Genomic DNA, 23,213 nt, shown 5'->3' on the forward strand with positions numbered 1-23,213 from the left:
GACAGCGAGGACGCACCGCTGGTGCCTGGGGCTGGCCCTGGTCGGCCCTGGCCTGGTGCTGGCCGACGACCTGCCGCCACCACCCACGGAGCTGTCCGCGATCGCCGATGCCACGTTGTACCTCGAGCTGCTGGTGAACCAGATGCCCAGGGCTGAACTGGTGCCGGTGCAGCAGCGTGCCGGGCAGTTGTACCTGGACAGCGAGGTGTTGCGGGCGGCCGGCGTCTCGCTGCCAGGCAACCCGCAGGGCGAGGTGGCCCTGGAGGCCATCGCCGGGCTGCACGCCGACTACGACAGCCAGAACCAGCGCCTGCTGCTGCAAGTGCCGCCGGCCTGGCTGCCCGACCAGCAACTGGGCGACCGAAACCTGTATCCGGCCAGCGATGCGCGCAGCAGTTTCGGCGCCTTGTTCAACTACGACCTGTACCTCAACGACACCGATGACGGCGGCAGCTACCTGGCGGCTTGGAACGAACTGCGCCTGTTCGACAGCTGGGGTACATTCTCCAGCACCGGGCAATGGCGCCAGTCGTTCAATGGTGCGCCGACCGACGACGCGCGCCAGGGCTTCTTGCGCTACGACACCACCTGGCGCTTCACCGACGAGCAGCGCCTGCTGACCTACGAAGCCGGTGACCTGGTGACCGGGGCCTTGCCCTGGACCAGCTCGGTGCGGGTTGGTGGCCTGCAGTTGTCGCGCGATTTCGCTGCGCGCCCCGACCTGGTCACCTATCCGCTGCCGGCGTTCTCCGGTGAAGCGGCGGTACCGACCTCGCTGGACCTGTTCATCAATGGCTACAAGTCCAGCACCAGCGAATTGCAGCCGGGCCCCTACACGTTGACCAACGTGCCGTTCATCAACGGCGCCGGGGAGGCGGTGGTGGTCACCACCGATGCCCTTGGCCGGCAGGTGTCCACCACCTTGCCGTTCTACGTCACCAGCAGCCTGCTGCAGCAGGGCCTGACGGACTATTCGGTGGCAGCCGGCAGCCTGCGCCGTGACTACGGGGTGCGCGATTTTGCCTACGGCCCCGGGGTTGCCTCGGCCAGCCTGCGCTATGGGGTCAGCGACATCTTCACCCTGGAGACTCATGCCGAAAGCGCCGAATCGCTGATGCTGGGCGGCCTGGGCGGCAACATGCGGCTGGGCAACTTCGGCGTGCTCAACGCGGCCCTGGCGCAGAGCCGGTTCGACGGCGACAAGGGTCACCAGGTCGCCCTCGGTTACCAGTACAACAGCCAGCGCATCGGCTTCAGCTACCAGCGCCTGCAACGCCATGGCGACTATGCCGACCTGACCCGGGTCGACAGCCGGGACATACAGCTGAGCCAGCGCAGCGAACAGGTCACGTTGAGCCTGAACCTGAACGAATACGGCAGCATCGGCGCCGGCTATTTCGATGTGCGCGCCGGCGACGGCACACGTACCCGGCTGATCAACCTCAGCTACAGCAGGCCGCTGTGGGGCAACAGCAGCGTGTATCTGTCGGCCAACCGCGAAGTGGGGGACAGCCAGTGGGCGGTGCAGGCGCAACTGGTGATCCCGTTCGACCTGCATGGCACCCTGGCCTTGGGCATGGAGCGCAGCCAGCAAGGCGAAGACCTGCAGCGGGTCAACTACAGCCGCGCGACGCCGGTGGGTGGTGGTGTCGGTTACAACCTGGGCTACGCCGCCGGTAGCGAGCGCGATGCCTACCGCCAGGCCGATGTCACCTGGCGCCTGCAGTCGGTGCAGTTGCAGGCCGGTGTGTATGGCAGCAGTGGCGAGATGACCCGCTGGGCCGACGCCAGTGGCTCGCTGGTGTGGATGGATGCCGGGCTGTTCGCTGCCAACCGCATCGACGATGCCTTCGTGGTGGTCAGCACCGGTGGTTACGCCGATGTGCCGGTGCGCTATGAAAACCAGGAGGTCGGCCGCACCGATGCCGACGGCCACCTGCTGGTGCCGTACAGCAGCGGTTACTACCGCGGCAAGTACGAGATCGACCCCATGGACTTGCCACCAGACATCCTCGCGCCGGAAGTGGAACAGCGGGTGGCGGTGCGCCGGGGCAGTGGCTACTTGCTGGAGTTCCCGCTCAGGCGCGTGCTGGCGGCCAGTGTCGAACTGGTGGACGCCGACCAGCAGGTGCTCAAGCTGGGCAGCCGTGTCACCCATGCAGAAAGCGGCAGCCAGGCGGTGGTCGGTTGGGATGGCCTGGTGTATCTGGAGAACCTGGCTCCGCATAACCGCCTGCAGGTGGAGCTGGAGGGGGGCGGGCATTGTCAGGTGGCGTTCGACCTGCCTGAAGCACAAGGTTCGATCCCCTTGATCGGCCCGTTGGTGTGCAAATGAAGGCCTGCTGGCGGGGTTTGTGGGCATGCGCCTTGTTGTTGTGGGCGGGCTCGGCCTGGGCCAAGTGCACATCAGTGTCAACTGCGCCGGCGGCGTTTGGTTCGCTCAACTCGACTCAGGTACGTGGCACGGTACAGACGGCCTCCAGCACCAACTCAGGCCTGCAATGCAACGGTTCGGTGATCAACGTGCTCAGTAGCACCGACTCCTTCAAGATCAAGATCACCTCTACCACCAGCGGCCTGGTAGGGCCTACCGGGGATGTCATCCCTTACACGCTGTATGCCGACGCCAGTACCAACTATCCGATCACCCGTGGCACTCCCTTCGAATTCAGGACCACCGGTATCCTTGACTTGCTGGGGTTGCTCAACGGTACACCCAAGAACGTGCCCATCTACATGCGTACGCAGGGTGGCAGCAACGTTTCGGCGGGGCTGTATCAGGAAACCCTCGACGTCGAGTGGTCCTGGGAGTATTGCGATGGGATTGGTGTTGGCGGGCTTTGCATAGGGCAGGACAAGGGCTCCGGTACCAAGAGCCTGCTGGTGAGCATGACGGTGACCAACGACTGCCAGATCACCACACCCAGCATCAACTTCGCCAGCGCCCCGGTGGTGGCGGGGTTCGGTACGGTGAGCCAGAGCCTGAGCGTGTCGTGCACCAAGGGCAGCAACTACACCGTGGGCCTGGATGACGGGCAGAACGTGGCCAATGGGCGGCGGCGGATGAAGTCGGCGGCCAACAACTACCTGGCCTATGACATTTTCAAGAGCGCCGGTGCGGTGCGCTGGGGTTCGGTAGGGGCTGCGCGACGGGCCAGCGCCGATGCCGATGTGAACCCCGGCACGGGGACCGGCACCGGTAGCCAGGTGTTCAACTACAACGCCAAGGTCTACACCGACCAGGCTACACCCCCGGCTGCGACCTATATCGACAGCGTGCTTCTGGATGTGCAGTTCTGACATGGCTCCCGGCTGACGCGATCGTTGTAGGAGCGGCCTTGTGTCGCGAAAGGGGCGCGCAGCGGCCCCACATTTTCAGCTTCGCCGCAGATATCGCCGGGGCCGCTTTGCGGCCCTTTCGCGACACAAGGCCGCTCCTACAGGGGGCGCGTCGGCCAGGGGCCTCAGCGCAAATCGCCAACTATCTTCGCCAATGTCTCCAGCACCGCCCCGGCCAAATCCTTCGAGCGCGCCCCCGACCACCCGGTGACGGCATTCGGAGCGTCGTCATGGTCCTTGAACGGCATTTCCAGGGTCAGTGACAGGCAGTCATGCGCCATCCCCACCGCATTGCAGGCCAGCGTCGTGTTGGCTTGCCCCGGTTCGTCGCGGGTGTAGCCATGCACGGTCTGGAAGTCGCGGGTCAGGCTGCACAGGGTGCTGCGGAACTGCTCTTCCAGCTTGGCCAGACGCGGCGTGTAGCCGGGGTTTCCCTCGCAGGCTGCGGTGAACACATGGGGAATCTCTTCGTCGCCATGCGCGTCGATGAACGCATCCACGCCGTATTGCTTCATCTGCGCCTGGGCGAAGAACACCTCGGGGCTGAGCTCGACGCTGGCGTCCTGCCAGGCACGGTTGAGGTCCTTGCCCTTGAAGTTGGTGCGCAGGTGGCCGAGGAAGGCGCCGTCGGGGTTCATGTTGGGGATCAGGTACAGGTCGGCCTTGGCCAGCAACTGCCGGATCACCGCGTCGTTGGCCTGCAGGCGGTCGATCACGCCCTCCATGAACCATTCGGCCATGTGTTCGCCCGGGTGTTGCTGGGCAATCAGCCACAGCTTGCGCTTGCCTGCGGCACCATCACCGGCGCGCAGCAGGGGAATGTCGCGGCCCTGTACGCTGCGGCCACTGGCGAGCAATTCGACCCCCGGCAGTTGCCGTGCACGCTCGATCAGCTGGTTGTGGCGCGCGCGCGGGTAGGGCTCGAAGTAGGCGAACCAGATGTGCGGCTGTTCGGCCTTTATCTCGAACGACAGCGCCGTGCCGTCGAACTGGCTGGGGACGCGAAACCAGGTTTGCTGGTCGTAGGAGGCCACGGCGTTGTAGCCGCTCCAGGCGTTCTTGTAGGAGGAACCGGAGGCGTTGTCGAGGCTGAAGCGATGGACCTGGCCCGGCGTCAGCCCGCTGACCTTGAAGTGGAACCACTGGTAGTGGCCGCTGTGGGTGTCCGGGCGGATGGCCAGGTGCACCCGGGCCGGGTTGCTGGCATCCAGCACCTGGATGTTGCCGGAGTCGAAATCGCAGTCGATCTGCAGGGGGGACAGCGTCACGGTCATGTGCCGGGCTCCTTCTGGGGGCTTTGTTGTGAGGCTACTGTACACGGCTTGGCAGGGTTGCTGCGCGAGATCAGGCAACGCGGGGCCGATCAGGCGGTTGATGTATCAGGATATTGCATAGTAGCGCCTGGTTTCATAGCATCTCCCCCCAGGAGATGGCATTCCTCCTTGAACCGCCCCCGCGCTGATGATGCCTACGCATACCCTGTGACAGGGGCGCGTAGGCTATCGCCCGCCGTCTACCCACAGGGTTCCCGTTTACCCTGTGGAGTTTCCCGATGTACCTGTCCCTTTTTTCCGTAGTCGTTGGTGGCAGCGCTGGCTGCGTGTTGCGCTGGCTATTGGGCCTGCGCCTGAATTCGCTGTTCCCGGGCATGCCCTTCGGCACCTTGCTGGTGAACCTGGTTGGCGGTTTCATCATTGGCGGGGCCATGGCGTTCTTCTTGCGCTGGCCCAACCTCGACCCGGCCTGGCGGCTGCTGGTCACCACCGGCTTCTGCGGTGGCCTCACTACCTTCTCGACGTTTTCCGCCGAGGTGATGGCGATGCTGATGCATGGCCGTTATGGCTGGGCCATGGCCACGGTGTCGGCGCATGTGCTGGGCTCGCTGCTGATGACCTTCGCCGGTTTCGCGCTGGTGCGCTGGCTGGGCTGAGCAGGAGCGCGCTGCCTGGCACCGGCTTCGCCGGTGTTCGCGGGTAAACCCGCTCCCACAGAGGCCGCGTCGCGCTTAGGAATTGAATTCTCTGCGCGAAAGCGCAGCCCAGAGTGCCGGGTGATCTCCTACAGGAGTGTCACTAGTCTCAGGTGCGGTGATATCCCTGTGGGAGCGGGTTTACCCGCGAAGAGGCCCGCACAGTCAATGTGTCTCTTCCAGGTTATTTGAAGAACTGACTCGGCGTGATACCGAACTGGCGCTTGAACATGCTGGCGAAGGCACTTGGGCTGTCATACCCCAGCGTCCCCGCCACATCGATGATCCGCTCGCCCAGGGCAATCCGCTCCAGTGCCTGCATCAGCCGCGCCTGCTGGCGCCACTGGCCGAAGGTCATGCCGGTTTCCTTGCGGAACAGGCGCTGGATGGTCTTTTCGTCCACCCCCAGCTGCTGGCCCCAGTCGGCCACGGTGGCGTTATCGTCAGGCCGCTCGTGCAGCGCGGCGCAGATTGCCTGCAGGCGCTTGTCGCCGGGCTGCGACAGCTTCAGCGGCAAGGTCGGCAGCACGCAGATCTCGTCGAGGATCAGGCGCATTACTCGGGCTTCACGCGAGTCTTCGGCAAACGGCGCGGTAAAGCCGACGGAGGCCTTGATCAGTTCGCTGAGCAACGGCGAGATGCTGATAGCCTTGCTCTGCACGGGCAACTGCACTGCCGCGTCGGTGCGCACGAACACACTGCGCATCTTCACATCGCCCACGCAGCGGATCGCGTGCACCTGGCCGCAGGGCATCCATACGCCGCGGCTGGGTGGCACGGTCCAGCGTTCGTTACCGGACTCGACGATCATCAGGCCTTTGATGGCATAGATCAGTTGGTGCTTGGCATGGCTGTGGGGCTCGATGAACCAGTCGGTCGGGTAGTCCGTCGCACGGCTGCCCACCTCCCAGCTCCACTCATCCACCTCCACCAGCAATTCGTGCTGCGGCTTCAGCATTTCGACCTCTTGTACGGGCAGCCTGGCGCGCCCACTTTAACAGCAGCGGCTGGGGCGGGCTTGTGAGCGGGTTGTTGGCAGCAGCGCGGTGGCCAACCCCAGCAGCGGCAGGAACGAGATGATCTGGTACACCCACTCGATGCCATGCCGGTCGGCCAGTTCGCCAAGCCCGGCGGCGCCGATGCCGCTGATACCGAACATCAACCCGAACATCACCCCCGACACCATGCCGACCAGGCCCGGCACGGCCTCCTGGGCGTACACCACCAGGGCGGCGAAGGCCGAGGACATCACCAGGCCGATGGCCACCGCCAGTACCGCCGTCCAGGCCAGGTTGGCGTAGGGCAGGGCGAGGGCGAAGGGCGCCACGCCGAGGAACGAGACCCAGATCACCGCCTTGCGCCCGATACGGTCACCCACCGGGCCACCGGCAAAGGTGCCCAGGGCCACGGCTGCGAGGAACACGAACAGGTACAGCTGGCTGTGCTGCACGCTCAGGCCGAAATGCTCGATCAGGTAGAAGGTGAAGTAGTTGGTGAACGAGGCGATGTAGACGAACTTGGCGAACATCAGCACGGCGATAACCGCCACCGCACGCCACATGGCACCACGCGACAGGCCGGGGGCCTGCTGGCCGGCGAAGGACTTGAGCCGGGTCTGGCCGTGGCGCACGGTCCAGCCGGTCACCCGCAACAGCACCAATACCGCCAGCGCGGCCGCCAGCATGAACCAGGCAATGGCCGGTTGGCCGTGCGGAATGACGATGGCAGCGGTCAGCAGCGGGCCGAGGGCCGAGCCGGTGTTGCCACCGACCTGGAAGGTCGATTGCGCGGTGCCGAAGCGCCCACCGGAGGCCATCCTGGCCACTCGCGAGGCTTCGGGGTGGAAGGTTGCCGAGCCCACGCCGACCACCGCCGCGGCTACCAGCAGCATTTCATAGCTGCTGGCGAAGGCGAGCAGGGCGATGCCCAGCAGCGTCACCAGCATGCCAGCCGGCAGCAGGTAGGGTTGCGGGTGCTTGTCGGTGTACAGGCCGACCCAGGGTTGCAGCAGGGACGCGGTCACCTGGTAGATCAGGGCGATCCAGCCGATCTGGGCAAAGCTCAGCGCGAAATCGCTCTTGAGCATCGGGTAGATGGATGGCAGCACGGCCTGGATCAGGTCGTTGAGCAGGTGGGCGAATGCGGCAGCGCCGACGATGCGGACCAGAAAGCCCTGGGGTTGGTCGGCAAGCGTGGTGGCGGCCATGGAGGCGGTGGAGGTCGTCATGGGCGATCTTCTTCTGGCGAAAGGGAACAAGGCATTTGCCGAAGAAGGGTAGCCAGTGCCCGGTTTGCCTGTCTCACGCCGAACAGGCAGCCACTGTCGCGTTTCGGACATGTCCATCGAGGCTGCGGCTTTATTGGGGCTGCTTTGCAGCCCTTCGCGGGCACGCCCGCTCCCACCGGAATCGCGTACTTCCTGGGCTCAGTGCGGCACCTGTGGGAGCGGGCGTGCCCGCGAAGGGCCGCAAAGCGGCCCCAATTTCACTGACCCTGCCGCGCCACCCAGCGCAGCAATGCTGCAATCGGTACGCTGCGGTGAGCCTCGTGCCGGTAGGGCTTGCCTTCGGCGGTAAAGCGTTCGCGATAGCGGCTCAGCACCAGGCTCCGGCCATCGGCAGAAACCCGGGCCTCCAGTTCATGCAGCAAAAGCGGTTGCCGGGCAGCGCCTTCAAGGCGCCTGAACAGCAGCATGGCGGCTTGGGCATCATTCTTCACGGGCACCCCCTGCACAATCCACAGGCCACGCCCCCGGCTCGCCGGCCTTGCCTTCTGCCACCCGGTTGCTGCGCCGCTGCGCGGTGTAGTCACGCAGCGCAACGTAGTAGTCAGGCCAGGTGCGCAGCAGGTCGGTCAATGGCAGTGCTTCGGCCCGTGCATCGACGATGCCGCCGGCCGTGGCTACGTTGCCCATGGTTTCGACGGTATCGCTGTTGCCGCCAAACGGGTCCAGTGCCAGGCCCAGCAGCGTGCCGGTGGCATCGCGCAGGTTGTGGGTGCCCAGCAGCGGCAGCTCGACGATGGGGCCAGCGGCGATGTTCCACACCCCGAAGGTCTGGCCAAAGTCCGAGCGATGCTGGCTCAGCCCCATCTTGCCAGACACGTCGACCAGCCCCGCCACACCCAGGGTGGTGTTGAAGATGAAGCGGCTGAGGCTGGTCATCGCCCGTTCGCCATTGCCCTGCAGCAGGTCGTTGACGAACACCTTGGGCTCACCGAAGTTGCTGGCAAAGTTGTGCATGCCCTGTTGGGCAAAACCGGGCAGCGCGGTGTAGCCCCGGGCGACGGGGGCCAGCAGATAGTCATCGACCGTGCGGTTGAAGGCGAATACGGCGCGGTTGGCGGGCTCGGCCGGGTCACTGACCTGATAGGCGACATTGCCGCAGGCCGCCGTGGCCGGTGCACGTTGGCTGCAGCCTCCCGCCGCAAGCAACGACAAGGCCAGCGCGGCTGAGCGCGCTGAGCGGGAGGCGGATGATGAACGGGACATAGATACATTCCTGGCAAGAACTGGCGGCGATGCTGCGCAGTTTTCTTTGCCTGGGAATGTCCGGATTGTCTCGGCGTCGACACTTTGTTTCCGGGTTGAAATATATGACGGCTGCGTGGGGATGGCCTTAAAGTACGGCTTGGTAACCTTGTTTTGCGGTGCTTTTTTGTGAGCCATTTGCTGATAGTCGACGATGATGTCGAGGTGCTCGACCTGCTGCAGAAGTTTCTCTGCCAGCATGGCTACGAGGTTGATGTGGCCAGGGATGGCAAGGCGCTGTGGCAGGCCGTTGAGCGGCGGGTGCCGGACCTGGTCATTCTGGATGTGATGCTGCCTGGCGACAGTGGCCTGGTGTTGTGCCAGCGCTTGCTGGCCGAGCACAAGGTGGCAGTGATCATGCTCACCGCCATGGGTGAGTTGAGCGACCGGGTGGTTGGCCTGGAGCTGGGTGCAGACGACTACCTGACCAAACCGTTCGCCGCCCGTGAACTGCTGGCCCGGGTGAGGGCAGTGCTGCGCCGTGCCGGTGAAGCGGCCGGTGGCACGGCGGGCCATGCCTGCGCGACCCTGGAGTTTGCCGGCTGGCGGCTGGATGTGGTGCGGCGCGAGCTGCGTTCGCCGGACAACGTCATGATCCCCTTGTCCAACGGTGAGTTCGAGCTGCTGCTGGTGTTCGCCGAGCATCCACGGCGGGTGCTCAGCCGCCAGCAGTTGCTGGACATGGCTCGTGGCGATGCCTACGACGCCTATGACCGCAGCATCGACGTCCAGGTGAGCCGGCTGCGCCGCAAGCTTGAAACCGACAACGGCAACGAGCCCTTGATCCGTACCCTGCGCAACGCCGGTTACCTGTTCACGCCCACGGTCGCGAAGCGATGAAGCTGCTGGCCAGGGTTCGCCAGGCCCTACCACGGCCCAGGATCACCATTGCCCGCTGGATCGCGCTGACCACCCTGACGGCGATGCTGTTCCTGCTGCTGCTCAAGGGGCTGTTCAGCCTGTTGCTGAGCGTCTGGGCGCAGCCACCGCTGCTGGAGAGCGGGGTGATCGAGAAGGTTGCAGCGGTCACCCGCATCATCGATGCCGCGCCTATGGCGCAGCGTGCCAACATCGCCAGTGCGGCGGGCGACGGCTCATACTCCGTGCGATGGCTGCGCCGCCATGACGAAGCGGGTGTGCCAGTGCTGGTCGATGCCGAGTTCAGCGAGGGCACGCCTATCCTGCGCGCACTGCTAAAGCGCCCGGATGCCAGGGTGGAGGCTTTCGAACCGTCCGACATGCCGGAGTACGCACCTGAACGTGGCTATGCGCTGATGATCGAGCTGAGCGACAAGTCCTGGGTGCTGTTCCGTGCCACCAGCCGTAGCTGGGGCCTGGATGAACTGCCGCGCAACCTGATCATCCTCGGCCTGATGCTGGTTTCCAGCCTTGCCGTCGCGCTGCTGGCCACGCGCTACCTGGCCAAGCCTCTGGAGCGCTTTGCCGAAGGTGCGCGGCGTTTTGGCAAGGACTTCAACGCCCCGCCCATTCCGGTGGTCGGCCCGCACGACCTGCGCCAGGCCATTCTTGCGTTCAATGCCACCCAGGCGCAGCTCAAGCATTTTCTCAACGACCGTACCCAGATGCTTGCGGCCATTTCCCATGACTTGCGTGCACCGCTGACGCGCATGCGCTTGCGCGCCGAGTTCATCGACGATGCCCAGCTACAGGCCAAGTTGTTCAAGGACGTCGACGAGATGCAGGCGATGGTCGATGCGGCGTTGGAGTTCTTCCGTGATGACGCACGGCTGGAGCAGACGACCGTATTCGACCTGGGCGAGCTGCTGCTGACCGTGGTGGACGACTTCAAGGACGCGGGGGTCGAGGTCGGCCTCAGCGGGCCGCGCCGCTGTGTGTACACGGGGCGGCCCGTGGGTATCAAGCGCGTGCTGGTCAACTTGATCGACAATGCAGCGAAATACGGCTGTGAGCCAACGGTGGTGTTGGCGGTAAGCGCCAGGCAGATCGAGATTACCGTGCAGGATCGCGGCCCGGGCATTGCGCCGGAGCTGCATGAGCAGGTATTCGCGCCGTTCTACCGTATCGAAGGTTCACGCAACCGCAATACCGGTGGCGTTGGGTTGGGCCTGCCCGCAGCACGGGCCATCGTGCTTGAGCAGGGGGGCAGCGTGACCCTGTGCAACCGCCCGGGTGGCGGGCTGGAAGTCAGGGTCATGCTGCCGCAGGGCTGATCAGAGCCCCAGTTCGCTGAGCCCGGGGTGATCATCCGGGCGCCGGCCCAACGGCCAGCGGAACTTGCGCTCGGCTTCGCTGATAGGGTGCTCGTTGATGCTCGAATGACGGTTCTGCATCAGCCCGTCCTCGGCAAACTCCCAGTTCTCGTTGCCATAGGCGCGGTACCACTGGCCGCTGTCGTCGTGGTACTCGTAGGCATAGCGCACGGCAATGCGGTTGCCGGTGAAGGCCCACAGCTCCTTGATCAGGCGGTACTCCAGTTCATGGTTCCATTTGCGCGTCAGGAACGCCTCGACCTCGGCACGGCCGCGGGGGAACTCGGCGCGGTTACGCCAGACGGTGTCGATGGTATAGGCAAGCGCGACCTTGGCCGGGTCGCGGCCGTTCCAGCCATCCTCGGCCAGGCGGACCTTTTCGATGGCGCTTTCGCGGGTGAAGGGCGGCAGGGGTGGGCGGGACATCGGGGTACTCCTCAGTTCGATTGGCTGGTAGGAGAGTAGTAGCCGCTGGCCGAACAGAGAATGGGTGTGCCTGGCACATCATAATTGCAGTGCGTGGAACAATGCCGAGGTGCCATGCCAGGCGCGGTCCACGTGTAGGAGCGGCCTTGTGTCGCGACAGGGCTGCGTAGCAGCCCCAATAGCTCCAGAGTTGACGCAAGCACCTTGGGGCCGCCTTGCGGCCCATCGCGACACAAGGCCGCTCCTACAGGGGGGGGCTCTATCAGGCTGCGTCGGCTGCAGTTTTCCCGGCAGCCTTGCTACGCCCGCCCAGCCACACCAGCAGCAGCCCGGCAGCCGCCAGCACACCACCTGCCATCGGCACTGCCGCATAGCCCAGGTCCAGGCTGATCACCGCACCACCCAGCGCCGCGCCCACGGCATTGCCCAGGTTGAACGCGCCGACGTTGATCGACGAGGCCAGCCCCGGTGCTTCGATGGCCGCGATCATCACCCGCATCTGCAGCGGCGGTACCACGGCGAAGGTGAACATGCCCCACACCAGCAAGGCGATGGCGGCGCCGATGTGGCTGCCGAGCACCAGCGGCATCAGCAGCATGATCACTGCCAGTGCCGCGAGGAAGATCCGCGCCGCCCCATCCAGCGACCAGTCGGCCAGGCGGCCACCTAGGCTGTTGCCCAGGGTGAAGCCCACACCGATCAGCACCAGGCCGAGGGTGACGAAGCTGTCCGAGGCGCCGGTCAGTTCGGCCAGTACCGGTGCCACGTAGGTGTACAAGGTGAACATGGCGCCGGCACCGAGCACGGTGGTGGCCATTGCCAGCAGCACGCTGGGGCGGGCGATGACCGCCAGCTCCTTGCGCACGTGCGGCACGCTGCCGCGTTCACCCTTGGGCAGGGCATACCACAGCGCGGCCATGGCCAGCAGGCCGAGCACGGCGGTACCGGCAAAGGCCATGCGCCAGCCAACCTGCTGGCCGATCCAGGTGGCGGCCGGCACGCCGCCGATGTTGGCGATGGTCAGGCCCATGAACATGGTGGCCACGGCGCTGGCCTGTTTCTCCTTGGGCACCACGCTGGCAGCCACTACCGCGCCAAGGCCGAAGAACGCGCCGTGGTTGAGGCTGGTGACCAGACGCGAGGCGAGCAGGGTGTAGTAGTCCGGTGACAGCGACGACAGCAGGTTGCCGAGGGTGAAGATGGCCATCAGCGCCATCAGCGCGGCGCGCTTGCCGAAACGGCTGAACAGCAGGGTCATGATCGGCGCACCGACCATCACCCCGATGGCATAGGCGGTAATCAACATGCCAGCGCTGGGGATGCTGACATCGACACCTTGGGCGATCACCGGCAGCAGGCCCATCGGGGTGAACTCGGTGGTGCCGATGCCGAAGGCGCCGATGGCCAGGGCAAACAGGACGCGCCCAGCTTTCATTGCGCAGGCTCCTGCGCGTCCAGTTCGGTCAATGGCCCTTGCATACGGTAGAAGGTCAGGTCGCTGGCGGTGAAGAAGGCCTTCGAATGGCCGTTGGCGAAGTCATCGACATGCACCACGGTGGCGCCGTCGGCTTCCTGCCAGGAGATCACGTAGACCCCTTCGGCAATCTGCTGCCACTGGCATTCGGCTTCGCCGCTGGCGCCAGCGTAAGGGCCGGAAACGATGGCGTAGCTTACGCGGCGGCCATCGGCGGAATAGATGTTGTGCGCGGCCAGGCCGGGGTATTCGACCTGGAAGCTGCGGCCTGCGAAGGCCGGCAGTGGGGTTGGGGTGCTCATGGGGTGGCCTCCGTCAGTTGGGCTTTTGTCTCATGGAATTGTGGCAATACGTATTCGGCGATTTCGCGCAGGGTTTCGTCCAGCGGCCGCACGTTACGCCGCAGGTGCAGGCCGATATGGTCGACGCCCGCCGCACGCAGGGCGCCGAGCTCGGCCGCCAGCGCCTTGCGGCCGCCGCGGAAACCGAAGCGCCAGCGTTGCAGCGGTTCGTCGGGGTTCTCCGCCAGGTCCAGGTGGATGAAGCTGCTGTAGGGCTTGTTACCCGCCACCGCGCGCCAGGCGGCGACCCGCTGCCGGTGGTCGTCCGCTGTGCCGGGGTAGGCCAGGCAGCCGTCCAGGTTGCTGCCGATCCATGCCGGGCTCTGCTGGGCCAGGCCGGCTACCAGCAACGGTAGCGGCGAAGCGGTGCTGGGTAGCACGGCCAGCCCTTCGGGCAGGTGGCCGTTGGCACCATCACGCAGCAGCGCGACGTGTTCGCGGAAGGTGTTGCCACGCCCCTCGAAATCCCGACCGAACAGTGGGTACTCCACCGGCCGGTCACCACTGGCCACGCCCAGCAGCAGGCGGTTGCCACTGAGGCGCTGCACGCTGTTGGCCGATTTCAGGGTCAGCAGTGGTTCGCGAATCGGCAGCACCACGGCAGCCGTGCCAAGCAGGATGTCGCGGGTTACCCCGGCCAGGTAGCCGAGGTAGGCAAACACCTCGAACACCTGGGCGGCGTCGCCGAACGACGGGTCGTACAGCGGCACATCGCGGACCCACAGGGCGCGGTAGCCCAGGCGGTCGGCCAGTTGTGCCAGTTCTGCGTGGCGGGCCAGGTCCGGCTCGCCGAACTGGCGGCCATCGCGGCGCCGCGCCTGGTCGCCGGTGGGCGTCCAGTCGTGGTCCAGCGGTGCTTCCAGGCCGATGCTGAAGCCGCCAGCGGTCAGGCGTTCGAGGGGCGTGGTCATGGTATCAATCCCAGATTGGCGCCAGGCCGTCAGGGCTGACTTCGCGGCCATTGCGCTCGAGCTTGGCGATGCGTGCCATGTCGTCGGCGTCCAGCTTCAGGTCACGGGCGAGCAGGTTGCTGGCCAGGTTTTCGCGCTTGGTCGACGACGGGATCACCGCGTAGCCCAGCTGCAGGGCCCAGGCCAGGGCAACCTGGGCGACGGTGGCCTTGTGCTTGGCGGCGATGTCAGCCAGAACCGGGTCCTTCAGCACCTTGCCGTAGGCCAGGGTCATGTACGAGGTGACGGTGACGCCTTGTTCCTTGAGGAACGTGGTCAGCTTGCTGTTCTGCAGGTACGGGCTGAGTTCGATCTGGTTGGTGGCGATTTCGCCTTTGCCGACCACTTCGATGGCCTGGCGGGTCAGTTCGATGTTGAAGTTGGACACACCGATCTGGCGGGTCAGGCCCAGCTTCTTGGCTTCGGCCAGGGCGGTCATGTACTCGCGCAGCTCAACGCCGTTGCCTGGGGCAGGCCAGTGGATCAGCAGCAGGTCGACGTAGTCGGTGCGCAGTTTCTGCAGGCTGTCGCGCAGGCTCGGGATCAGCTTGTCGGCGGCGTAGTTTTCGACCCAGATCTTGGTGGTGATGAACAGCTCGTCGCGCTTGACGCCGCTTTCGGCGATGGCTTGGCCGACGTCGGCTTCGTTCTGGTAGATCTGCGCGGTGTCGATGACCCGGTAGCCCAGTTCCAGGGCCGACTTGACCGAATCGATGACGGCCTGGCCGGTGAGGCGGAAGGTGCCGAGGCCGAAGGATGGAATGCTCATGGATCTGCTCCTGGTGAGTGAGAGGTGAGCCGAATCGAGCCTGGTCGCTCGGGTTCGATCGCTCTTCGTGTGGGGAGCAGTGTGCGGCTTTGAGGGGGATTGATTAAGGTGGGGCGGGGCCAAGGTCATTTGACCGGGAGGCAAGAATAGGTCGCTGTGCCTTGACTGTTGCTGAGGGAATGCAGGGTAAACCTGTACCGGCCTCTTCGCGGGTGAACCCGCTCCCACAGGGACCGCGCCGCACTCAAGAACGGTGCAGTGCCTGTGGGAGCGGGTTCACCCGCGAAGAGGCCGGTACAGGAAAACGAAACGGCCCGCCATAGAGGCGGGCCGTCCGGCATTGCAAGGTGACGATCAGCGGCGGCGGAACAGCGGCAGCGGCTCGTCGGTGGCGGCCTGGTAGGTCACCGAGAAGTCCTTCAGGCTTTGCAGCGCGTCTTCCGGGTCCTTGTCGGCACGGATGGCGAACGCGTCAAAACCGCAACGGGCCATGAAGAACAGCTGGTCGCGCAGCACGTCGCCAATGGCGCGCAGCTCGCCCTTGAACTTGTAGCGGTCACGCAGCAGGCGCGCATTGGAGTAGCTGCGCCCGTCGGTGAACGCCGGGAAGTTCAGTGCGATGACCTGGAAGTGCTGCACGTCCTCGCCGATTTCCTCCGCCTGCTCGTCGCTGTCCAGCCACACGCCCAGGCCGCCGTCGCGGGCCTTGAGTACGTGGGCATGGTCGCGCCACATCTGCAGCGGGACGATGTAGTCGTCGCAGTTGGTCAGCTCGTCAAAGGACGTTTCCTTGGGCAGCAGATGCCAGGTTTCGTCGACGATCTGGTTGTTCTTAATGATTCGCTGCATAGACGCGTTCCTTGAAGGGGTCGATGCCGATACGCTGGTAGGTGTCGATGAAACGCTCTTCCTCGGTACGTTGCTCGACGTACACGGCGATCAGCTTCTCGATCACATCGGCCATGTCATCCTGTGCGAAGGACGGGCCGAGGATCTTGCCCAGGCTCGCGCCACGCGCGGCATTGCCGCCCAGCGACACCTGGTAGAACTCCTCGCCCTTCTTGTCCACGCCGAGGATGCCGATGTGGCCCACGTGGTGGTGGCCGCAGGCGTTCATGCAGCCGGAGATGTTCAGGTCGATCTCGCCGATGTCGAACAGGTAGTCCAGGTCGTCGAAGCGGCGCTGGATGGATTCGGCGATCGGGATCGACTTGGCGTTGGCCAGCGAGCAGTAGTCACCACCCGGGCAGCAGATGATATCGGTCAGCAGGCCGATGTTCGGGGTGGCGAAGCCGCTTTCGCGCAGTTCCAGCCACAGGGCGTGCAGCTGGCGCTGCTCGACGTCGGCGAGGATGATGTTCTGCTCGTGCGAGGTGCGCAGGAAGCCGAAGCTGTAGCGCTCGGCCAGGTCGGCCACGGCGTCCAGCTGCTTGTCGGTCAGGTCGCCCGGGGCAACGCCGGTGGGCTTCAGCGACAGGGTCACGGCCACGTAGCCAGGGCGCTTGTGGGCGCGGGTGTTGCGCGAGCGCCAGCGGGCGAAGCCTGGGTACTCGGCGTCCTGGGCGGCGTAGTCGACGTTGTCCAGGGCCAGGTAGGCCGGGTCGACGAAGTGGCGCGATACACGCTGCACTTCGGCTTCGGTCAGCGTGGTGCTGCCGCCGCGCAGGTGGACCATTTCGGCCTCGACCTTCTCGGCGAACACTTCCGGGGTAAGGGCCTTGACCAGGATCTTGATCCGCGCCTTGTACTTGTTGTCACGGCGACCGTAACGGTTGTACACGCGCAGGATGGCGTCGAGGTAGCTGATCAGGTCCTGCCACGGCAGGAACTCGTTGATGAACGAGCCCACCACCGGGGTACGGCCCAGGCCGCCACCGACCAGCACACGGAAGCCCAGCTCGCCAGCGGCATTGCGCACCGGCTCCAGGCCGATGTCGTGCACTTCGATGGCGGCGCGGTCTTCCTGCGAGCCGTTGATGGCAATCTTGAACTTGCGCGGCAGGTAGGCGAATTCCGGGTGGAAGGTGGTCCACTGGCGGACGATTTCGCACCACGGGCGCGGGTCGACGATTTCGTCTGCGGCCACACCGGCGAACTGGTCGGTGGTGGTGTTGCGCAGGCAGTTGCCGCTAGTCTGGATCGCGTGCATCTGCACGGTGGCCAGTTCGGCGAGGATGTCCGGGATGTCTTCCAGTGCCGGCCAGTTGTACTGCACGTTCTGGCGGGTGGAGATGTGGGCGTAGCCCTTGTCGTAGTCGCGGGCGATCCTGGCCAGGGTGCGGACCTGGGTGGCGTTCAGCTGGCCGTACGGCACGGCGACGCGCAGCATCGGTGCGAAACGTTGGATGTAAAGGCCGTTCTGCAGGCGCAGAGGGCGGAATTCTTCTTCGCTCAGCTCACCGGCCAGATAGCGGCGGGTCTGATCACGGAACTGCTTGACGCGGTCCTCGATGATCCGCTGATCGTACTCGTCGTATACGTACATAAAAGTCCTGTCTCAGGCATGCAGCTATTCGCGCGCACGGCCGCGCACTCCGCTTCGGAGCCGGGGAACGATAGCAGGTTGCGTTTATGCGCTAAAGTGATGTTTTTGCATATGAAAAGAACCAAATGGACTATGTGAGACTGACTGCCATTTGTGCGTTGGGCGTGGGCTGGCGTTTATAATCCGATGTTTGCTTCGCAGGGATGTCAGCCCATGCTCAAGGCATTGTGCCAAAGCTTGTGTCTTGCCTTGCCGCTGGCGGCGAGCGCGCAGCCGGCTTCGGTGGTTTTCCTCAACCCGGGGCTGTCCACCGAGACGTTCTGGACCAGTTATACGCGCTTCATGCAGGCCGCCGCAGACGAGCTGGGCATGACCCTGCGCGTGGAGTACGGCGAACGCCGCGCCGACCTGGCGCTGACCCAGGCCAGGGCGATCCTGGGCGGGCCGCAGCGCCCGGATTACCTGGTACTGGTCAACGAGCAGTACGTGGCCCCGGAGATCATCCGCCTGTCGCGCGGCAGCGGGGTCAAGCTGTTCCTGGTCAACAACGGCCTGACTGCCAGCCAGGCCCGCAGCATCGAGGCCCAGCCCGACAAGTATGCCGAGCTGCTGGGCACCTTGACGGCCAACGACGAGCAGGCGGGCTTCCAGATGTTGCACCAGATGGTCGCGCAATTGCCCCGTGACAGCGGGCCGGTGGACCTGCTGGCGTTTGCCGGGGTCAAGACCACCCCGGCCTCGCAACTGCGCGAGGAAGGCATGCGCCGGGCTCTGGCCGACTTCCCCCAGGTGCGCCTGCGCCAGGTGGTATATGGCGGCTGGAGCCGCCAGCGCGCTTATGAGCAGGCGCAGCAACTGCTGGAGCGCTACCCGGCCACCCGCCTGGTGTGGTCGGCCAACGACGAAATGGCCTTTGGTGCCATGCAGGCGTTCGAGGAGGCGGGGCGCAAGCCAGGGCGCGATGTGCTGTTCAGCGCCATCAACAGCTCGCCAGAGGCCCTGCACGCACGTATCGACGGGCGCCTGAGCGTGCTGATGGGCGGGCATTTCACCCTCGGCGGCTGGGCCATGGTGATGCTGCACGATGATGCCCAGGGGCTGGCGGTGAACCGTGATGGCCTGCGCGAGCATCGCGTGCCGGTGTTGCAGCCGATCGACCAGGCCAAGGCAGCCCGATGGCTGAAACTGCTGGAGCAGCCGGACTACGGCATCGATTTCCAGCATTACAGTGCCGAAGGGCGGCCGCCCGACTACCAGTACCCGTTTCTGACATCACCGATCAATTATTGAAAGACCCTGCTTGAGGGAAGGGCATTGCTCGTCTTAACTGCTGGTGGTGAAGTGCATTCCCATAACCACTACAAGAGGCAATGCAATGGGAAACTCAACCAAGGTCCGCAAAGCTGACAGCAGCGTCGATGCCTGGGCGATCCTCTGCCTGATCGTTCTGGTGGTGGTCACTGCCGTGTATTGGGTCAGTCACCAGTAGACTTGTATTCAAGACCGTGATGCAGCCAGAGCGCCTGCGGGAGGGAGTCCCGCAGGCGTTTTTGCTAGCGCGCAAGGTGCAGGGCCAATTGCACCAGGCCGATCAGTACGGCAATGAACACCAGGGTGAACAGCGTCCCCAGCGCAATGAAATGGCTGGCCTTGCCGTGTGTGAAGTCGCGGGCGCGGTTCTTGCCGCTTTGCACGCCGAAGGCGGCAGCGAGGATGCTGTGCAGCATCTGCCAGAAGGTAGGGGGCTTGCCCTGGCTGGAATCGTCCATGGTGGCTCCTGAGGAAATCAGAGGCAATCAGGGACAGTGTAGGTGGCTATTGGGGCTGCTGTGCAGCCCATCGCGACACAAGGCCGCTCCTACAAAGGATTGCATTCTCCTGTAGGAGCGGCCTTGTGTCGCGATGGGCCGCAAAGCGGCCCCAAGGGTCTTAGCTGTCGTAACCCAGGTTAGGCGCCAACCAGCGCTCGCTGACGCTCACATCCTGGCCCTTGCGCGCGCTGTAGCGCTCGATCTGGTCCTTGTCGACCTTGCCCACGGCAAAGTACTGCGCCTGTGGGTGGGCAAAGTACCAGCCGCTGACTGCCGCCGCCGGGAACATCGCGAAGTGGTCGGTGAGGAACACGCCGCTCGGCCCGGTCTCGCCGATGGCAGTGCCGTCAAGCAGGCGGAACAGGGTTTCCTTCTCGGTGTGGTCCGGGCAGGCCGGGTAGCCGGGGGCCGGGCGAATGCCGCGGTACTGCTCCTTGATCAGCGCCTCGTTGTCCAGGTGTTCGTCGCGGGCATAACCCCAGTGTTCTTTACGCACTTGCTCGTGCAGCCATTCGGCACAGGCCTCGGCCAGGCGGTCGGCCAGGGCCTTGACCATGATCGAGCTGTAGTCGTCGCCCTTGTCCTGGTAGGCCTTGGCCACTTCCTCGGCACCGATGCCGGCGGTGGTGATGAAACCGCCCACGTAGTCAGTAACGCCACTGGCCTTCGGCGCGACGAAGTCGGCCAGCGACCAGTTGGGCTTGCCGTCCGGCTTGATGGTCTGCTGGCGCAGGTGGTGCAGGGTAGCCAGGGCCTGGCCGTCCTCGCCGTACACCTCGATATCGTCATCGGCCACCTGGTTGGCCGGCCAGAAGCCGAACACCGCGCGGGCGCTGATGAGCTTCTCGTCGATCAGCTTGTCGAGCATCTCGCGGGCGTCCTTGTACAGCGCCGTGGCCGCCTCGCCGACCACTTCGTCGGTAAGGATGCGCGGGAACTTGCCGGCCAGGTCCCAGGAAATGAAGAACGGGGTCCAGTCGATGTACTCGGCCAGGGTGCGCAGGTCGATGTCTTCCAGCACCTTGACGCCGGTGAAGGAGGGCACCGCTGGCTGGTAGCCAGCCCAGTCGTACTGCGGCTTGGCGCCGATAGCCTGGGCGTAGCTCAGGCGCTCGGTGCGGGCACTGCGGTTGGCGGTGCGCTCGCGTACTTCCTCGTATTCCTGGCGGGTCTTCTCGACGAAGCCGGCTTTCAGCTCCTTGGACAGCAACTGGGTGGCAACGCCCACCGCACGCGAGGCGTCGGTGACGTAGACCACGGCGTCGTTGCTGTACTTGGGCTCGATCTTGACCGCGGTATGCGCCTTGGAGGTGGTGGCGCCGCCGATCATCAGCGGCAACTGGAAGCCCTGGCGCTGCATTTCGCGGGCAACGTGGACCATTTCGTCCAGCGACGGCGTGATCAGGCCGGACAGGCCGATGATGTCGCACTTCTCGTCGCGGGCGGTTTGCAGGATCTTCTCGGCCGGCACCATCACGCCGAGGTCGACGATGTCGTAGCCGTTGCAGCCCAGCACCACGCCAACGATGTTCTTGCCGATGTCGTGCACGTCGCCTTTTACCGTGGCCATCAGGATCTTGCCCTTGGCTTCCGGCTTGTCGCCTTTCTCGGCTTCGATGAACGGGATCAGGTGGGCTACCGCCTGTTTCATCACGCGGGCCGACTTGACCACCTGGGGCAGGAACATCTTGCCCGCGCCGAACAGGTCGCCGACCACGTTCATGCCATTCATCAGCGGGCCTTCGATCACTTCGATCGGGCGGGCGCACTGCTGTCGGCATTCTTCGGTGTCTTCGACGATGAACGCGGTGATGCCCTTGACCAGCGCGTGCTCCAGGCGTTTTTCCACCGGCAGCGAGCGCCACTCTTCGTTTTCCACTTCCTTGGTTGCGCCGCCGCCCTTGTAGTCGTCGGCGATGGCCAGCAGTGCGTCGGTGCCATGCGGGGTACGGTTGAGCACCACGTCCTCGACCTTTTCACGCAGGGCAGCCGGGATCTCGTCATAGATCTCCAGCTGGCCGGCGTTGACGATACCCATGGTCAGGCCGTTCTGGATCGCGTGGTACAGGAACACCGAGTGGATGGCTTCACGCACCGGGTTGTTGCCACGGAACGAGAACGACACGTTGGACACACCGCCCGAACTCAGGGCGTGCGGCAGGTGGTCGCGGATGTAGGCACAGGCCTCGATGAAATCGACGGCGTAGTTGTTGTGCTCTTCGATGCCGGTGGCGACGGCGAAGATGTTCGGGTCGAAGATGATGTCTTCCGGCGGGAAGCCCACTTCATTGACCAGGATGTCGTAGCTGCGCTGGCAGATTTCCTTCTTGCGCGCGGCAGTGTCGGCCTGGCCGACTTCGTCGAAGGCCATCACCACCACGGCAGCGCCATAGCGCTTGCACAGGCGGGCGTGGTGCTTGAACTGCTCGACGCCTTCCTTCATGGAAATGGAGTTGACGATGCCCTTGCCCTGGATGCACTTGAGGCCCGCTTCGATCACTTCCCACTTGGACGAGTCGATCATGATCGGCACGCGCGAGATGTCCGGCTCGCCGGCGATCAGGTTGAGGAAGCGGACCATGGCGGCCTGGGAGTCGAGCATCCCTTCGTCCATGTTGATGTCGATCACCTGGGCGCCGGCCTCGACCTGCTGCAGGGCGACTTCCAGGGCTTCGGTGTAGTTCTCTTCACGGATCAGCCGGGCGAACTTGGCGGAGCCGGTGATGTTGGTGCGCTCGCCGACGTTGACGAACAGCGACTGGCGGTCGATGGTGAACGGCTCCAGGCCCGACAGGCGGCAGGCCTTGGCGATTTCCGGAATCTCGCGCGGCTTGTACTTGGCCACGGCCTCGGCGATGGCCTGGATGTGGCCAGGGGTGGTGCCGCAGCAGCCGCCGATGATGTTGAGGAAGCCGCTGGCGGCGAACTCCTCGACCACCACGGCCATTTCCGCCGGGGTTTCGTCGTATTCACCGAAGGCGTTCGGCAGGCCGGCGTTGGGGTGGGCCGAGACATGGGTGTCGGCCTTGGTCGCCAGCTCTTCCAGGTACGGGCGCAGGTCCTTGGCGCCGAGGGCGCAGTTCAGGCCCACCGAAATCGGCTTGGCGTGGCGTACCGAGTTCCAGAACGCTTCGGTGGTCTGGCCCGACAGGGTACGGCCCGAGGCGTCGGTGATGGTGCCGGAGATCATGATCGGCAGTTCGATGCCGTCTTCCTCGAACACCTGCTGCACGGCGAAGATCGCCGCCTTGGCGTTGAGGGTGTCGAAGATGGTCTCGATCAGCAGCAGGTCGGCGCCGCCCTCGATCAGGCCGCGGGTGGCCTCGATGTAGTTCGTTACCAGCTCGTCGAAGGTGACGTTGCGGTAGCCGGGGTCGTTGACGTCCGGGGAAATCGAGCAGGTGCGGCTGGTAGGGCCGAGCACGCCGGCGACGAAGCGCGGCTTGTGCGGGGTTTCCAGGGTCTTGGCATCGGCCACCTGGCGGGCGATGCGCGCGCCCTCGACGTTCAGCTCGTAGACCAGCGACTCCATGCCGTAGTCGGCCTGGGAAATCTGCGTGGCGTTGAAGGTGTTGGTTTCGAGGATATCGGCGCCGGCATCCAGGTAGGCCTTTTCGATGGCGGCGATCACATCCGGGCGGCTGAGCAGCAACAGGTCGTTGTTACCCTTGACATCGCTTGGCCAATCGGCGAAACGCGTGCCACGATAGTCGTGTTCCTCGAGCCGGTAGCTTTGGATCATAGTACCCATGCCGCCGTCGAGGATCAGGATGCGCTCTTTGAGTGCGTTCTGGAGTGCTTGGAGACGAGCGCTGCGGTCGGACATAGGAACTACCTGGTCGGGCAAATTTCAGAAGGTGCAGAATCATAACAAAGCTGCGCGGTTTTT

General features: G+C 64.8%; 20 protein-coding genes and 1 riboswitch. Of the genes, 6 read left to right on the forward strand and 14 right to left on the reverse strand.

From position 1 onward, the window contains the following. Window positions 1-37: 37 nt before the first annotated feature. Window positions 38-2,335 (forward strand): fimbria/pilus outer membrane usher protein, encoded by a 2,298-nt coding sequence (locus C163_RS08995; RefSeq protein ID WP_025338465.1) that lies wholly within the window; start codon window positions 38-40, stop codon window positions 2,333-2,335. Then, window positions 2,332-3,300, forward strand: coding sequence for a spore coat U domain-containing protein (locus tag C163_RS09000; protein WP_025338466.1), 969 nt, complete (start codon window positions 2,332-2,334; stop codon window positions 3,298-3,300). Before C163_RS08995 ends, C163_RS09000 begins: the two co-directional genes overlap by 4 nt. 164 nt (window positions 3,301-3,464) lie before the next feature. Here C163_RS09000 and C163_RS09005 read toward each other — a convergent pair whose 3' ends face one another. Then, window positions 3,465-4,613, reverse strand: coding sequence for a M14-type cytosolic carboxypeptidase (locus C163_RS09005; protein WP_025338467.1), 1,149 nt, complete (start codon window positions 4,611-4,613; stop codon window positions 3,465-3,467). 142 nt (window positions 4,614-4,755) lie between these two features. Then, window positions 4,756-4,817, forward strand: a riboswitch (Fluoride riboswitch). 74 nt (window positions 4,818-4,891) lie between these two features. On the opposite strand from C163_RS09005, the gene crcB reads away from it, so the two are divergent. Further along, window positions 4,892-5,269 (forward strand): fluoride efflux transporter CrcB, encoded by a 378-nt coding sequence (gene crcB / locus C163_RS09010; RefSeq protein WP_025338468.1) that lies wholly within the window; start codon window positions 4,892-4,894, stop codon window positions 5,267-5,269. 223 nt (window positions 5,270-5,492) lie between these two features. Here the strand turns inward: crcB and C163_RS09015 are convergent, their stop codons facing one another. From C163_RS09015 to C163_RS09030, 4 genes are all read right to left on the reverse strand, one after another. Continuing rightward, window positions 5,493-6,266 (reverse strand): helix-turn-helix domain-containing protein, encoded by a 774-nt coding sequence (locus C163_RS09015; RefSeq protein ID WP_025338469.1) that lies wholly within the window; start codon window positions 6,264-6,266, stop codon window positions 5,493-5,495. Window positions 6,267-6,302: 36 nt separating this feature from the next. Further along, window positions 6,303-7,535, reverse strand: coding sequence for an MFS transporter (locus C163_RS09020; protein ID WP_025338470.1), 1,233 nt, complete (start codon window positions 7,533-7,535; stop codon window positions 6,303-6,305). Window positions 7,536-7,792: 257 nt separating this feature from the next. Beyond that, window positions 7,793-8,002 (reverse strand): hypothetical protein, encoded by a 210-nt coding sequence (locus C163_RS09025; protein ID WP_038408308.1) that lies wholly within the window; start codon window positions 8,000-8,002, stop codon window positions 7,793-7,795. A gap of 13 nt (window positions 8,003-8,015) precedes the next feature. Further along, the gene (locus tag C163_RS09030) at window positions 8,016-8,798 is read right to left on the reverse strand and encodes a VacJ family lipoprotein (protein ID WP_025338472.1); all 783 of its coding nucleotides are present in this window, start codon (window positions 8,796-8,798) and stop codon (window positions 8,016-8,018) included. Between the two features lie 168 nt (window positions 8,799-8,966). Here C163_RS09030 and C163_RS09035 point away from each other — a divergent pair, with 168 nt between their 5' ends. Next, window positions 8,967-9,677: a response regulator gene (locus C163_RS09035; protein ID WP_025338473.1), complete on the forward strand. Its 711-nt coding sequence runs from the start codon at window positions 8,967-8,969 to the stop codon at window positions 9,675-9,677. Then, window positions 9,674-11,029: an ATP-binding protein gene (locus C163_RS09040; protein ID WP_025338474.1), complete on the forward strand. Its 1,356-nt coding sequence runs from the start codon at window positions 9,674-9,676 to the stop codon at window positions 11,027-11,029. The genes C163_RS09035 and C163_RS09040 overlap by 4 nt, the downstream gene beginning before the upstream one ends. Here the strand turns inward: C163_RS09040 and C163_RS09045 are convergent, their stop codons facing one another. From C163_RS09045 to C163_RS09075, 7 genes are all read right to left on the reverse strand, one after another. After that, complete coding sequence (locus C163_RS09045; protein ID WP_025338475.1) at window positions 11,030-11,494, reverse strand: nuclear transport factor 2 family protein; 465 nt, start codon at window positions 11,492-11,494, stop codon at window positions 11,030-11,032. A 262-nt stretch (window positions 11,495-11,756) separates the two neighbouring features. Next, on the reverse strand, window positions 11,757-12,929 hold the full coding sequence (locus tag C163_RS09050; protein ID WP_025338476.1) for an MFS transporter: 1,173 nt from the start codon (window positions 12,927-12,929) through the stop codon (window positions 11,757-11,759). Beyond that, entirely contained in the window at window positions 12,926-13,270 is a 345-nt protein-coding gene (locus C163_RS09055; RefSeq protein ID WP_025338477.1) for an adenylate cyclase, read from the reverse strand. The genes C163_RS09050 and C163_RS09055 overlap by 4 nt, the downstream gene beginning before the upstream one ends. Further along, window positions 13,267-14,220 carry a TIGR03571 family LLM class oxidoreductase gene (locus tag C163_RS09060; RefSeq protein WP_025338478.1) on the reverse strand — a complete coding sequence of 318 codons (954 nt, stop codon included), beginning with the start codon at window positions 14,218-14,220 and terminating at the stop codon, window positions 13,267-13,269. Before C163_RS09060 ends, C163_RS09055 begins: the two co-directional genes overlap by 4 nt. Before the next feature lie 4 nt (window positions 14,221-14,224). Beyond that, window positions 14,225-15,028 carry a 2,5-didehydrogluconate reductase DkgB gene (gene dkgB, locus C163_RS09065; protein WP_025338479.1) on the reverse strand — a complete coding sequence of 268 codons (804 nt, stop codon included), beginning with the start codon at window positions 15,026-15,028 and terminating at the stop codon, window positions 14,225-14,227. Between the two features lie 354 nt (window positions 15,029-15,382). Beyond that, on the reverse strand, window positions 15,383-15,877 hold the full coding sequence (locus C163_RS09070) for a DUF934 domain-containing protein (RefSeq protein WP_025338480.1): 495 nt from the start codon (window positions 15,875-15,877) through the stop codon (window positions 15,383-15,385). Further along, on the reverse strand, window positions 15,861-17,513 hold the full coding sequence (locus C163_RS09075; RefSeq protein ID WP_025338481.1) for a nitrite/sulfite reductase: 1,653 nt from the start codon (window positions 17,511-17,513) through the stop codon (window positions 15,861-15,863). Before C163_RS09075 ends, C163_RS09070 begins: the two co-directional genes overlap by 17 nt. 213 nt (window positions 17,514-17,726) lie before the next feature. Here C163_RS09075 and C163_RS09080 point away from each other — a divergent pair, with 213 nt between their 5' ends. Beyond that, on the forward strand, window positions 17,727-18,803 hold the full coding sequence (locus tag C163_RS09080; protein WP_025338482.1) for an ABC transporter substrate-binding protein: 1,077 nt from the start codon (window positions 17,727-17,729) through the stop codon (window positions 18,801-18,803). Window positions 18,804-19,066: 263 nt separating this feature from the next. On the opposite strand, the gene C163_RS09085 is transcribed toward C163_RS09080, so the two are convergent. After that, complete coding sequence (locus tag C163_RS09085) at window positions 19,067-19,282, reverse strand: DUF2970 domain-containing protein (protein ID WP_003256398.1); 216 nt, start codon at window positions 19,280-19,282, stop codon at window positions 19,067-19,069. Window positions 19,283-19,442: 160 nt separating this feature from the next. After that, the gene (metH, locus tag C163_RS09090; RefSeq protein WP_025338483.1) at window positions 19,443-23,150 is read right to left on the reverse strand and encodes a methionine synthase; all 3,708 of its coding nucleotides are present in this window, start codon (window positions 23,148-23,150) and stop codon (window positions 19,443-19,445) included. Between the last annotated feature and the right edge of the window lie 63 nt (window positions 23,151-23,213).

Origin of the sequence: Pseudomonas sp. FGI182 (assembly GCF_000511325.1) — a bacterium.
GTDB classification, from domain to species: domain Bacteria; phylum Pseudomonadota; class Gammaproteobacteria; order Pseudomonadales; family Pseudomonadaceae; genus Aquipseudomonas; species Aquipseudomonas putida_Z.

Excerpts from the sequence above, each read along its gene's own strand:
- C163_RS09000 (WP_025338466.1), top strand. The coding sequence starts at position 2,332 with ATGAAGGCCTGCTGGCGGGGTTTGTGGGCATGCGCCTTGTTGTTGTGG.
- C163_RS09005 (WP_025338467.1), bottom strand. The coding sequence starts at position 4,613 with ATGACCGTGACGCTGTCCCCCCTGCAGATCGACTGCGATTTCGACTCC.
- crcB (WP_025338468.1), top strand. The coding sequence starts at position 4,892 with ATGTACCTGTCCCTTTTTTCCGTAGTCGTTGGTGGCAGCGCTGGCTGC.
- C163_RS09015 (WP_025338469.1), bottom strand. The coding sequence starts at position 6,266 with ATGCTGAAGCCGCAGCACGAATTGCTGGTGGAGGTGGATGAGTGGAGC.
- C163_RS09020 (WP_025338470.1), bottom strand. The coding sequence starts at position 7,535 with ATGACGACCTCCACCGCCTCCATGGCCGCCACCACGCTTGCCGACCAA.
- C163_RS09025 (WP_038408308.1), bottom strand. The coding sequence starts at position 8,002 with ATGCTGCTGTTCAGGCGCCTTGAAGGCGCTGCCCGGCAACCGCTTTTG.
- C163_RS09030 (WP_025338472.1), bottom strand. The coding sequence starts at position 8,798 with ATGTCCCGTTCATCATCCGCCTCCCGCTCAGCGCGCTCAGCCGCGCTG.
- C163_RS09040 (WP_025338474.1), top strand. The coding sequence starts at position 9,674 with ATGAAGCTGCTGGCCAGGGTTCGCCAGGCCCTACCACGGCCCAGGATC.
- C163_RS09045 (WP_025338475.1), bottom strand. The coding sequence starts at position 11,494 with ATGTCCCGCCCACCCCTGCCGCCCTTCACCCGCGAAAGCGCCATCGAA.
- C163_RS09050 (WP_025338476.1), bottom strand. The coding sequence starts at position 12,929 with ATGAAAGCTGGGCGCGTCCTGTTTGCCCTGGCCATCGGCGCCTTCGGC.
- C163_RS09055 (WP_025338477.1), bottom strand. The coding sequence starts at position 13,270 with ATGAGCACCCCAACCCCACTGCCGGCCTTCGCAGGCCGCAGCTTCCAG.
- C163_RS09060 (WP_025338478.1), bottom strand. The coding sequence starts at position 14,220 with ATGACCACGCCCCTCGAACGCCTGACCGCTGGCGGCTTCAGCATCGGC.
- dkgB (WP_025338479.1), bottom strand. The coding sequence starts at position 15,028 with ATGAGCATTCCATCCTTCGGCCTCGGCACCTTCCGCCTCACCGGCCAG.
- C163_RS09070 (WP_025338480.1), bottom strand. The coding sequence starts at position 15,877 with ATGCAGCGAATCATTAAGAACAACCAGATCGTCGACGAAACCTGGCAT.
- C163_RS09075 (WP_025338481.1), bottom strand. The coding sequence starts at position 17,513 with ATGTACGTATACGACGAGTACGATCAGCGGATCATCGAGGACCGCGTC.
- C163_RS09080 (WP_025338482.1), top strand. The coding sequence starts at position 17,727 with ATGCTCAAGGCATTGTGCCAAAGCTTGTGTCTTGCCTTGCCGCTGGCG.
- C163_RS09085 (WP_003256398.1), bottom strand. The coding sequence starts at position 19,282 with ATGGACGATTCCAGCCAGGGCAAGCCCCCTACCTTCTGGCAGATGCTG.
- metH (WP_025338483.1), bottom strand. The coding sequence starts at position 23,150 with ATGTCCGACCGCAGCGCTCGTCTCCAAGCACTCCAGAACGCACTCAAA.